The 11975-nt window shown below is 68.7% G+C and carries 9 protein-coding genes; all 9 read left to right on the top strand.

The features are described 5' to 3' along the window. The first annotated feature begins 218 nt into the window (after positions 1 to 218). A complete protein-coding gene (secA, locus tag BN423_RS06795; protein ID WP_019239506.1) occupies positions 219 to 3032 on the top strand; it encodes a preprotein translocase subunit SecA in 2814 nt (937 codons plus the stop codon). After that, positions 3032 to 4171, top strand: coding sequence for a peptide chain release factor 2 (gene prfB, locus BN423_RS06790; protein ID WP_019239505.1), 1140 nt, complete (start codon positions 3032 to 3034; stop codon positions 4169 to 4171). Before secA ends, prfB begins: the two co-directional genes overlap by 1 nt. A 172-nt stretch (positions 4172 to 4343) precedes the next feature. Next, complete coding sequence (locus BN423_RS06785; RefSeq protein WP_019239504.1) at positions 4344 to 5255, top strand: YitT family protein; 912 nt, start codon at positions 4344 to 4346, stop codon at positions 5253 to 5255. A gap of 24 nt (positions 5256 to 5279) precedes the next feature. Beyond that, on the top strand, positions 5280 to 5708 hold the full coding sequence (locus BN423_RS06780) for a hypothetical protein (RefSeq protein WP_019239503.1): 429 nt from the start codon (positions 5280 to 5282) through the stop codon (positions 5706 to 5708). Between the two features lie 226 nt (positions 5709 to 5934). Beyond that, complete coding sequence (locus BN423_RS06775; protein ID WP_019239502.1) at positions 5935 to 6837, top strand: transketolase; 903 nt, start codon at positions 5935 to 5937, stop codon at positions 6835 to 6837. A 3-nt stretch (positions 6838 to 6840) separates the two neighbouring features. Then, positions 6841 to 7767: a transketolase family protein gene (locus BN423_RS06770; RefSeq protein ID WP_019239501.1), complete on the top strand. Its 927-nt coding sequence runs from the start codon at positions 6841 to 6843 to the stop codon at positions 7765 to 7767. Between the two features lie 265 nt (positions 7768 to 8032). Beyond that, positions 8033 to 9211, top strand: a complete 1179-nt coding sequence (gene ftsE / locus BN423_RS06765; protein ID WP_019239500.1) for a cell division ATP-binding protein FtsE — start codon at positions 8033 to 8035, stop codon at positions 9209 to 9211. After that, the gene (gene ftsX, locus BN423_RS06760) at positions 9198 to 10115 is read left to right on the top strand and encodes a permease-like cell division protein FtsX (RefSeq protein WP_019239499.1); all 918 of its coding nucleotides are present in this window, start codon (positions 9198 to 9200) and stop codon (positions 10113 to 10115) included. The genes ftsE and ftsX overlap by 14 nt, the downstream gene beginning before the upstream one ends. Positions 10116 to 10311: 196 nt before the next feature. Beyond that, on the top strand, positions 10312 to 11975 hold a 1664-nt coding region (locus BN423_RS06755), incomplete at its 3' end, for a ribonuclease R family protein (protein ID WP_019239498.1).

Raw genomic sequence — 11975 nt, 5'->3', positions numbered from 1 at the left:
GCCGCCCGCGCGCCAGCCCTGCCTGCCGCCCCGCCCGCCTGCGCCCGCCAGCCCGCACGCCCGTGGTTTCTCCGTGCGCATGCGCATCCCAGCTCACCCCCGCAGCTCGAACGGGTACAGTAGTGCGGGTTTAACATGTCTGTCGAAGCCGCATGCCCGCCTCGGCGCGGTTCCGCCCCGTCGGCGTTCGGTTTCGACGCGTGAAAAGGGAACGTTACATGGGTTTTTTCTCTAAACTCCTCTCCGTGGGTTCCGACAAGGAGCTGAAGCGCTACCAAAAGATCGTCGAGCGCATCAACAGCCTCGAGCCGACGTACGAAGCGATGGACGACGAGGAGCTCGCGCACCAGACCGTGCTCTTCCGCGAGCGCTACGCGAACGGGGAGTCGCTCGATAGCATGCTGCCCGAGGCGTTCGCCACGGTCCGCGAGGCGTCGCGGCGCACCACGGGCCTGCGTCACTTCGACGTCCAGCTCATCGGCGGCATGACGCTCCACGAAGGGCAGATTGCGGAGATGAAGACCGGCGAGGGCAAGACGCTCGTGTCCACGCTCGCCGGCTATCTGAACGCCATCCCCGGCACCGGCGTGCACATCGTCACGGTGAACGACTACCTGGCCAAGCGCGACTCCGAGTGGATGGGGCAGATCTACCGCTTTTTGGGCATGGAGGTCGGCCTGCTGCAGAACGGCATGCCGCTCGACCAGAAGCGCCCGGCGTACGCCGCGGACGTGACGTACGGCACGAACTCCGAGTTCGGCTTCGATTACCTGCGCGACAACATGGTGCTGCGCGCCAGCCAGCGCGTGCAGCGCGGGCACGCGTACGCCATCGTGGACGAGGTCGACTCGATCCTCATCGACGAGGCGCGCACGCCGCTCATCATCTCCGGCGCGGGCACGCGCTCGGCGAGCACCTACAAGGACTTCGCGCGCGCGGTACGCGGCCTGAAGCGCGCCCCCGAGGTCGTGCGCGACCCGCTCTCGCCCGAACCGGCGCCCGAGCCCGACGGCGACTTCGTGATGGACGAGGCCAAGCACACCATCGCCGCTACGGAGCAGGGCCTGCGCAAGATCGAGAAGCGCCTGGGCATCGACGACATCTACGCCGACCTCTCCGGCTCGCTCGTGAACCACCTGCAGCAGGCGCTCAAGGCGCAATACATGTTCCACCGCGACCAGCAGTACGTGGTCACGAACGGCGAGGTCAAGATCGTCGACGAGTTCACCGGCCGCATCATGGAGGGCAGGCGCTACTCCGACGGCCTGCACCAGGCCATCGAGGCCAAGGAAGGCGTGCTCGTCCGCGAGGAGAACCAGACCCTCGCCACCATCACGCTGCAGAACTACTTCCGCCTGTACGACAAGCTCTCGGGCATGACGGGTACCGCCCTTACCGAGGATGCCGAGTTCCGCGAGATCTACAAGCTGCCCGTGCAGGTGATCCCGCCCAACAAGCCGGTCATCCGCGTCGACCACGACGACCTCATCTACCGCTCGATCGACGCGAAGTACCGCGCCGTCGTGGACGATGTGGCCGAGCGCCACGCCGCCGGCCAGCCGGTGCTCGTGGGCACCGTGTCCATCGAGAGCTCCGAGCGGCTCTCGCGCGAGCTGTCCAAGCGCGGCATCAAGCACGAGGTCCTCAACGCCAAGTACCACGAGCGCGAGGCGCACATCGTCGCGCAGGCGGGTCGCCTGGGCGCCGTGACCATCGCGACGAACATGGCCGGCCGTGGTACGGACATCCTGCTCGGCGGCAACCCGGAGGAGCTGGCGCGCGAGAACGCCGAGGCGCGCGGTCTCGACCCGGAGGCCGAGGGCTACGAGGAGGCGTTCGCCGCGGCCTACGCCGAGGAGCTCGCGCGCGCCAAGGTGCTGTGCGCCCGCGAGCACGAGCAGGTCGTCGCGGCGGGCGGCCTGTGCGTGATCGGCACCGAGCGCCACGAGAGCCGCCGTATCGACAACCAGCTGCGCGGTCGTTCCGGCCGTCAGGGCGACCCCGGCGAGACGCAGTTCTACCTCTCGCTCGAGGACGACCTCATGCGGCTCTTCGGCGGCGAGCGCGTGGAGAAGCTCTCCGGACTCATGTCCGCGGCCGACATGGACGACATGGCGCTCCAGAACAAGCTCGTGTCGAAGGCCGTGGAGAGCGCGCAGCGCAAGGTCGAGAACATCAACTTCTCCATGCGCAAGAACGTGCTCGAGTACGACGACGTCATGAACAAGCAGCGCATGGAGATCTACGAGGAACGCAACCGCATCCTCGATGGCAAGGACCTCGCGGCGCACACGAGCGAGGTCATGGAGGACACCGTCGCGCGCGGCGTGCAGGAGTTCTGCGGCGGCGAGCACGCGGGCGACCCCGACCTCGATGGCCTGCGCCGGTGGGTCGTCGAGCTCACGGGCCGACCTGACGCCCCGAGCTTCGAGGGCGACGACACCGACGCGCTCACGGCCGAGGTGCTCGACTTCGTGCGCACCTGCTATGACGAGAAGGCCGAGCGCCTGGGCGAGGACCTCATCCGCGAGCTCGACCGCCAGGTCATGCTCCGCGTCATCGACACGCGCTGGATGAGCTACCTCCAGGAGATGGACTACCTCAAGCAGGGCATCGGCCTGCGCGGCTTCGGCCAGCGCGACCCGCTCACCGAGTACCGCTCCGAGGCGCACGCCGCCTTCGGCGCGCTCGTGAGCGCGATGTACGAGGACTACCTGCGCACGGTGCTGCGCACGGAGGTCCGCCAGGCGCCGGTGAGCCCCCAGGGCGATGCCGAGGCCGGGGCGCTCCGCTCCGCTACCTATTCCGGCCCCAGCGAGGTCGACGGCGACTCCGGCTCCTCGACGCTGCGCCGCCAGGCAGCCGCGACCGCGGCGAACGCGGCCGGCCCCGCGCCCGCTCCCGCGCGCGGCGCGGTGAAGACCTACGTGAAGGCCGAGAGCGGCGACCCGTACGCCAACGTGGGGCGCAACGACCCGTGCCCCTGCGGCAGCGGCAAGAAGTTCAAGAACTGCCACGGTAGGAACCGCTGATGGCCGAGGTGGAGAGCATCACGCCCGACGCGCTCGACGCGTTGGAGCGCCGTCTCGCCGAGGTCGAGGCGTACCTGCACATCGAGGAGAAGCGCGGCCGCGTGGACGAGCTCGAGCGCCTAAGCGCGGCCCCCGGCTTCTGGGATGACGCCGAGCGCGCCCGCTCCCTCATGGCTGAGCTCGCCTCCGCGCGCGGGGACGTCGAGGCCGTGGACGGCGCGCGCTCGCAGCTCGCGGACGCCCGCGCCGCGCTCGAGCTCGCCTCCGAGCTCGGGGAGGACGAGGGCGCGGACGACCTCGTGGCCGAGGCGTCCCAGGATGCGGCGGCGCTCGCGCGCGCGGTCGACGCCCTCGAGCTCACGAGCTGGTTTACGGGCGAGTTCGACCACGGCGACGCCATCCTCACCATCAAGCCGGGGCAGGGCGGCCTCGAAGCGCAGGACTGGACCTTCATGCTCTTCAAGATGTACATGAAGTACTGCGCGCGCAAGGGTTGGAAGGTTACGGTGAACGATTGCCCCGCGGCCGAGCAGATCGGCATCGACCGCGCCACCATCACCGTCGAGGGCAAGGACGCCTTCGGCATGCTGCGCGCGGAGGCGGGCGTGCACCGGCTCGTGCGCATCAGCCCCACGGACGCGAAGAAGCGCCGGCAGACCACGTTCGCCGGCGTCGAGGTCATCCCCGTGCTGCCGGACGACATCGACATCGAGGTCGCGCCCGACGACATCCGCGTGGACGTGTACCACGCGAGCGGTCCGGGCGGCCAGGGCGTGAACACCACCGACTCTGCCGTGCGCGTGACGCACCTGCCCACGGGCATCGTCGTGACCTGCCAGAACGAGCGCAGCCAGATCCAGAACAAGGCCGCGTGCATGCAGATCCTGAAGGCGCGCCTCTACGAGCTCGAGCTCCAGAAGCGCGAGGACAAGCTCGACGAGATCCGCGGTCCCAAGACCGAGATCGGCTTCGGCAACCAGATCCGCAGCTACGTGCTGTACCCGTATCAGATGGTGAAGGACCTGCGCACCGGCGTGGAGACCTCGAACGTGGACGGCGTCCTCGAGGAGGGCTACCTCGACCCGTTCGTCATCGGCTACCACCGCTGGGCCACGGGCAACGCCGAGGCGGAAGCCTAGCCATGTAAATTTACCCCAGGGGTTATTTTACATGGTGGTAAGACGTATCAAGTCGTTATAACTGAGCGGCCAAGCGTGCTACAATCCATCCGGTACTATCGGAACCCATGCGCCTGTTGAGGTACGGCGGCGCGCCGCGCGAGCGGAGGCCGTGCGCAGAAGGGACGGGCACATGGCTTCCCGTATGAACCTGAAACACGTCGACGTCAAGCGCGTCATCCGGTCGCGGTTCTGGCGCGACGTGCCGCTCATCGCCGCCGGGTGCGCCATCGCGGCGTTCGCGGTCGACGCGTTCATGGTCTCGAACGGCCTCGCGGCGGGCGGCCTCACCGGTCTCGCCACCATCATCGCGGAGCTCGCGTCGCGCCAGGGAATCTACCTGCCCGTCGGCTTCCAGACCATCGTCATGAACGCGGTGCTCCTCCTCTTCGTCATGCGCACGGGCGGCACGCGCTACATGGTGCAGACCATCACGGGCTTCGTGCTCTTCGGCTTCTTCTGCGATGCGCTCATGCCGCTCGCGGCCTCGTTCGAGAGCGTCTCGGGCGACCTCGTGCTCTCGGCGCTTTGGGGCGGCATCATCTCGGGTGTGGGCTACGGCCTCGTGTTCCGCGCGGGCGCCAATACGGGCGGCTCGGACACCATCGCGCAGATCATCTCGCGCAAGACGTCGCTGCCCGTGGGCGCCACGGTCATGGCGATCGACGTGGCCGTGTGCGCCGCCTCCGCGCCGGTGTTCTCGCTCGAGCACGCGCTCTACGCGGCGCTCGCCATGGTCATCATGGGCTACGTGGTCGACATGGTGGTGGACGGCGGCAACCGCCAGCGCGCGGCGTTCATCGTGTCCGACGCGTGGGAGGACATCAAGCAGGGCATCTTCGACGAGCTCGACCGCGGCTGCACGGAGCTTCTGGCGCGCGGCGGCTACACGGGCAAGGAGCGTCCGGTGATCCTGCTCATCATGAGCAAGAACGAGATCTCGCTCGTGAAGACCATCGTGCACGAGTACGACCCGAACGCTATCATCATGATCACGGACGTGAGCGAGGCCATCGGCTACGGCTTCAAGGAGTTCACCGTCTAAGCGACGCATGTGGGACGTGGTTGCATGAGCCATCCGACGCGAGGGCACAAGGGCGCGGTCGCGGTTCTGATCGTGCTGGTTGCCGTGCTGCTTATGTGCGCGGCGATCTTCTTTGCGGCGCGCATGGGCGCGGAGGGCTTCGGGCGTCCCGATGAGGGCGAGGTCGTCGGCGGCTGGTGGGATACCATGCACCAGTCGACGGGGACGGTGCTCGCGGTGGATGAGGACGATCGCCTTGTGACCATCGAGGTCGAGGAGGATAACGCCGCGTACGACGCTGGGAGCATCGTGGAGTACGATTTCAGCGTTGACGGGGATTTCGCCGTTCCCGAGGACATCTCCTGGGTCGAGGTCGGCATGCGCGTGACGGTCGACTACCTCCCCTCAGACCCGCCGGGGTCGATGGGTGGCCGCGTGGACAGCCCGTTTCACATAAGGCAGGCAGAGGACTAATGGGTTGGTTGGGGACGTGTTCCTTTCAACCCATTTCTTTCAATCCATTGCGGCCGGGGTATCGGAAGGGCGCTCCGTCGCAACCGCAAAAAGGGGTTGAAAGGAACACGTCCCCAACCAACCCATTGCGAAAAGATGATGCAGGAATGTCGAGCCCCCGCGCTCCGCGTCGCACCTGCTATGATTGGTCTCGTCACCGGGGGACCTCTCATGCGAAGGGATGGACATGGCAACTGATCAGCTCAGGAGCGCGTGCGCGCGGAGCGATGCGGAGATAGCGCTCATCGCGAACCGCATGCGGCGCGACGAGATCGAGATGCTCGCGGCGGCGGGCAGCGGGCACCCGGGTGGGTCGCTCTCCGCGACGGACATCATGGCGACGCTCTTCTTCTCCGGCGTGCTCGGCTACGACCCGGCGGATCCGGAGAACCCGGCGCGCGACCGCTTCGTGCTCTCGAAGGGACACGCGGCGCCCGCGCTCTACGCCGTTCTCGCGCAGATCGGCTACATCCCGCGCGAGGAGCTCGTCACCCTGCGCAAGCTGGGCAGCCGCCTGCAGGGGCACCCCGACTGCCATCTCTGCCCGGGCGTGGAGGTCTGCTCCGGCTCGCTCGGCCAGGGGCTCTCCATCGGGTGCGGCATGGCCATGGGGCTTGCACTCGACGCCGCCCGCGACGGCTCCGACCCGCAGCGCGTCTTCGTGCTCACCGGCGACGGCGAGTTGCAGGAGGGCGAGAACTGGGAGGCCGCGATGTTCGCCGGCCACCGCGGGATCGACAACCTCGTCGCCATCATCGATAGCAACGACCTGCAGATCGACGGCCATGTGAGCGACGTGTGCGCCGTGCAGCCGATCGATGCGAAGTTCCGCGCGTTCGGCTGGAACGTCATCGTGCTCGAGAACGGCCACGACATCCCGGCCATCCGCGTCGCGCTCGCCGAGGCGGTCGCCACGACCGGCGCGCCGACCGCCCTCATCTGCCCCACCATCAAGGGCAAGGGCGTCTCCTTCATGGAGGATCAGGCCAACTGGCACGGCGTCGCGCCGAATGCCGAGGAAGCGGCCAAGGCACTGGCAGAGATCGATGCAGCGGCCGAGGCGCTCGCCGCCGTGGCAAAGGAGGCGTAGGCGATGGCGAAGGCAACGCGCGCAGCCTTCGGCGAGACGCTCGTGAAGCTCGTCGAAGAGGGTATGGACATCATGGCGGTGGACGCGGACCTGTGCGGCTCCACCACCACGGCGAAGCTCGGCGCGGCGTACCCCGACCGCTTGGTCGACGTGGGCATCGCGGAGCAGAACATGATCGGCGTGGCGGCGGGCCTCTCGCTCACCGGCCGCACGGTCTTCACCGGCTCGTTCTCCGTGTTCGGCACGGGGCGCTGCTGGGAGCAGATCCGCAACACCGTGTGCGACTCCGGCCTGAACGTGAAGATCTGCCCCACGCACTCCGGCATCACCGTGGGCGCGGACGGTGCGACGCACCAGATGCTCGAGGACATCGCGCTCATGCGCGTGCTGCCCGGCATGCGCGTGCTCGTGCCGGCGGATTACGCGAGCGCCGTGGCGGCGATCCGCCTCGCGGCGAAGACGCCCGGCCCCTTCTACGTGCGCCTGGGCCGCGAGCCCCTGCCCGAGGTCTACGACGAGACCTTCACCTGCGACGTGCCGTTCGCGGGCGTGCCGCGCGAGGGCTCGGATATCTCCATCATGGCATGCGGCGTCGAGGTGGCGCATGCTCTCAAGGCCGCCGAGCTGCTCGAGGCCGAAGGGATCTCCGCCGAGGTCGTCGACGTGTTCAGCGTGAAGCCGCTCGACGAGGAGACGATCATCGCTTCCGCCGCGAAGACGGGTCGCGTGCTCACCGTCGAGGAGCACAGCATCTACGGGGGCATGGGTTCGGCTGTGGCGGAGCTGCTTTCCGAGAAGCACCCCGTCCCCGTGTCGCGCCTGGGGCTCACGACGTTCGGCCAGTCCGGCACCGCCGCCGAGCTGCTCGCGTACTACCAGCTCGACGCCGCGGGCATCGTCGCGCGCGTGAAGGAGCTGCTGGGGAAGTAGGCGGCTGGCTCGCTGGGCGCACGGCGCCGTGTATCAAGAAGCAGAAGGCTCGTGGGGCGGCGCCCTGCGAGCCTTTTTGTGTGGTCAACCGTATGCGGCCGCGGCTTCGCGTGAAAGCCGCCGGCCATGTTGCGGCGGCCGCAGCGCGGAAAAGGAGGTGGGAAGGTGAAGAACGCGCCCGCGCCCTGCTGATTCTGTGTGCCCTCGCGCTTCCTGCTAGAATAAGCGCGTATGTAGTTTAAACGCACGACTCGAAGGAGCTGCAGTGGGCAACCACTTCCGTACCGTCGAAGATGGGCAGGACGCACCGGCAGCGAACGCACCGGGCACCGCTTCCCACTTCGCGTATTCCTCGCCCGACGAGGATGCGCAAACGCCTTTGTATCCACAAGCCGACGCGGGGATGCCCGAGCCGGCGGCGCCGGAGCTCGATCCGTTCGCCTACCATCCTGAGATGCCGACGTCGCAGGTGAGCCCGTTCGCCAACGTGCCCTCGCCTGAAGCGCCCGCCCCGGGCGGCACGGGCGCGGGCTACACGCAGGCCTCCGGTGCCCCCGCGGGCACCAACGCCGCCCTGGCGTCCATCCCTTCCATCCCCGACCCCGCGGAGCCGGCGGTGGGGGCGGACCAGGCGCACGAGGTCGCGACGCTCAACACTGCGCTCGAGAGCGGGGACTTCACCTCGGTCTTCGCCCCGGTGGGCGAGTCGCGCAAGAAGATGGCGCACGAGGCGGGCGTCGAGCCCGTCATCGTGATGGAGCACGTCACGAAGATCTACCCGGCGCAGCCGAACAAGCCCGCCCTCGAGGACGTGAACCTCGAGGTCTACCCGGGCGAGTTCGTCTTCCTCGTCGGCCATTCCGGCTCGGGCAAGTCGACGCTGCTGCGCACCATCATGCGCGAGGTGAAGCCCACGTCCGGCCGCGTGATCGTGGCTGGCCAGGACCTCATGCGCATCCGCAACCGCAAGGTTCCCTACCTGCGCCGCCAGATGGGCATCGTGTTCCAGGACTTCCGCCTGCTGCCGAACAAGACCGCCTATGAGAACGTGGCCTTCGCGCTCGAGTGCATCGGCAAGCCGCGCGGCGTCATCCGCGCGCAGGTGCCCGAGGTGCTGCGCCTCGTGGGCCTCGCGGACCAGATGAACTCCACGCCCGACCAGCTCTCCGGCGGCGAGCAGCAGCGCGTGAACGTCGCGCGCGCCATGGTCAACCGCCCGCCGCTGCTCATCTGCGACGAGCCCACGGGCAATCTCGACCCGGCCATCTCGCTCGGCATCATGAAGCTCCTGGAGCGCATCAACCGCGCCGGCACCACGGTGATCGTCGCCACGCACGACCGCGAGATGGTCGACTCCATGCACCGCCGCGTCATCGCGCTCGAGGCCGGCCATGTCATCCGCGACCAGGAGAGGGGAGGCTACGGCAACTATGGCGCCTTCTAACATCGGCTACTCGCTGCGCGAGGCATTCAGCCACTTCTTCCGCAACTGGACGACGTCGTTCGGCGCGGTCATCACCATCTTTCTGTCGCTGTTCATCATCGGCCTGTTCATCGTGGGCTCGGCGCTCATCTCGTCTGCCATCGGCACCATCGAGGACACCGTGACCATCAACGCGTTCATCTCGGACGACGCGTCCGACGAGGACGTCGAGGCCTTCAAGGAGAAGCTCGAGAGCTGGGACAACGTCGCCTCCGTCAACTTCAAGACGAAGGAGGACGCGTACCAGGAGTACGCCAACATGTCCTCGAGCGCCGACTCGACGCTCGCGGCGCTCGACGGCGAGAACCCGCTGCCGCGCTCGTATGAGATCATCATGGACGACTCCTCGCAGGTCGAGGCCATGGCCGACCGCATCAAGGACGACCCCGACTTCCAGGCCATCAGCGACACGGGCAACCCGGACGACGACGTGCTCTACAGCCAGGAGATGGTGGGGCGCCTGTTCCAGATCACCGGCTACATCCGCATCGCGTGCATCGTCCTCGTGGCGCTGCTTACGTTCATCGCGTTCATCTTCATCAACAACACCATCCGCCTCTCCATCACGGCGCGCCGCCGCGAGATCGCCATCATGCGCCTGGTGGGCGCGTCGAACGGCTTCATCCGCGGGCCGTTTGTCACGGAGGGCGTGCTCCAGGCGCTTCTGGGGTCGCTCCTCGCCATCGGCGTGCTCGAGCTCGTGCGGAACCTCCTCATGCCGCGCGTGCAGAACATGGTGAGCTGGATGCCGTTCAACATCCCGCTCGAGGTGTACCTCACCACGTACGCGGCCCTCGTGGTGGTCGGCCTTGTGATCGGCCTCTTCGGATCGGCCATCGCGATGCGCCGCTACCTGAAGGTGTAGCGCGCGGACCGGGTTCCACCGGCGCTTCCGTGGGATGGCGCGGGCTCAGGCGAGCTCGACGCCCCGCGGGCATACAGACACGTCCAGGCGTGCAATGTGGCGATTTCGGCGCATTGCACGCCTTTTGCGTCCGCGGGCTTGGGGCGGGCGCCCACGGGTACACGGGTACCAGCTTTGAGCGGAAAGGAGGGGAGCTATGGCACATAGGAAGCGCGCAGGCGGGCGCAGGAAGCCCACGCGGACGGTGCGGCGGCCGAGCCTGACGGGAACGGTGCGCCTCACGGACGCGGGCGGCGAGGTCGCGTGCGCCGAGGGGACGCTCAGGCTCGCGAACCGATCGCTCCGCGAGGTCATGGACGGCGACGTGGTGGCAGTGAGCGTGCAGCGCGGCCGCGAGGGCGGCAAGCGCGCGGTGGTCGAGAGCGTCGTCGAGCGCGCGCACGCCGCGGTGGTGGGCACGTTCTCGCCGGTCGGGCCCTTGGGTTGCGTGCGGCCGCTCGACACGCGGGTCCGCGCGGACTTCTTCGTGCTGCCGAGCGACGGCTCCCCCGCGAGCCTCGGCGTGGGAGCAGGCGACGTGGTGCGGGCGCGCATCGTCTCGTACCCCAGCCGCCATGAGTCGGGCGTCGTGACGATCGAGCGCCGCCTGGGCGATGCGGACGCCCCCGACCTGGGCATCCGCTCCGTCATGGCGCGCTATGACCTGGACGACGCCTACCCCGAGCAGGCGCTCCGCGCGGCGGAGGGGCTCCTGCTCGACGTGGACGGCGCGCTCGCCGACCCGCTCCGCCGCGATGTGCGCGACCGCTTCGCGCTCACCATCGACCCGGTGGACGCGCGCGACTTCGACGACGCGCTCTCCATCTCCCGCACCGCGGAGGGCGGCTTCGCCCTGTCCGTGCACATCGCCGACGTCTCGCACTACGTGGCGTGGGGTGACGACATCGACCTCGAGGCCAGGCGGCGCACGACCTCGGTGTACCTGGCCGACCGCGTGCTGCCCATGCTCCCTGAGCGCCTGTCGAACGACCTGTGCTCGCTGCGGCCGGGCGAGGACCGCCTCGCCATGACGGTCGACATGACGTTCGATGCGCGCGGCCGGCTGCAGGGCGCCGTGCCCTATCCGAGCGTCATGCGCTCGCGGGTGCGCCTGTCCTACGACGAGGCGCAGGCGCTCCTGGACGGCGGGGCGGGTGTGGCCGAGGACGCCGTGGCGCGCGCGGCGGAGGAGGGCGTCGATGTGCGCGAAGTGCTGCGCCTCGCCGATGAGCTCGCGCGCCTGCGCGCCCAGGTGCGCTCACGGCGCGGGGCGATCGATTTCGACACCGTCGAGGTCCATGCGCTCATGGGGTCCGACGGCGAGCCCCGCGACCTCGTGGTGCGGCACCGCACGGCGGCCACCGCGCTCGTCGAGGAGGCGATGCTCGTCGCGAACGAATGCGTGGCGTCGTGGCTCGTCCGCCGCGACCTCGAGGCCGTCTACCGCGTGCATGAGCCGCCCACGCCGGAGCACCTCCAGACGGCCGCTGCCGCGCTCGTGGAGCTCGGCATCATCGACCGCGGGCGCGCGCTCGCCATCGCGGCGGGCGAGATACCTGCGATGCGCGCCGCCCTCGCCGACGTGGCGGGGACGCCGGAGGCCGAGCTCGTGAACGCGCTGTTGCTCCGCGCGATGCAGCGCGCGGTGTACCGGCCGCAGAACCTGGGGCACTACGCCCTCGGCGCGGCGGCGTACTGCCACTTCACGAGCCCCATCCGCCGCTATCCGGACCTCATGGTGCATCGGGTGCTCAAGCTCGCCCTCGCGCGCGAGCGCCTGGGCGCGCAGGAGGCACGGCGTCGCGCCGGCGCGCTCGTGGG

The organism is Enorma timonensis (genome assembly GCF_000321165.1).
Classification (GTDB): domain Bacteria; phylum Actinomycetota; class Coriobacteriia; order Coriobacteriales; family Coriobacteriaceae; genus Enorma.
The sequence above is the reverse complement of the archived record's forward strand: the minus strand, read 5'-3'. Positions and strand labels throughout refer to the sequence as shown.

Bases quoted from the DNA above. Each gene is read 5' to 3' on its own strand.
- BN423_RS06785 (WP_019239504.1), top strand. From the start codon at position 4,344: ATGGCTTCCCGTATGAACCTGAAACACGTCGACGTCAAGCGCGTCATC.
- BN423_RS06770 (WP_019239501.1), top strand. From the start codon at position 6,841: ATGGCGAAGGCAACGCGCGCAGCCTTCGGCGAGACGCTCGTGAAGCTC.
- ftsX (WP_019239499.1), top strand. From the start codon at position 9,198: ATGGCGCCTTCTAACATCGGCTACTCGCTGCGCGAGGCATTCAGCCAC.
- BN423_RS06775 (WP_019239502.1), top strand. From the start codon at position 5,935: ATGGCAACTGATCAGCTCAGGAGCGCGTGCGCGCGGAGCGATGCGGAG.
- secA (WP_019239506.1), top strand. From the start codon at position 219: ATGGGTTTTTTCTCTAAACTCCTCTCCGTGGGTTCCGACAAGGAGCTG.
- BN423_RS06780 (WP_019239503.1), top strand. From the start codon at position 5,280: ATGAGCCATCCGACGCGAGGGCACAAGGGCGCGGTCGCGGTTCTGATC.
- prfB (WP_019239505.1), top strand. From the start codon at position 3,032: ATGGCCGAGGTGGAGAGCATCACGCCCGACGCGCTCGACGCGTTGGAG.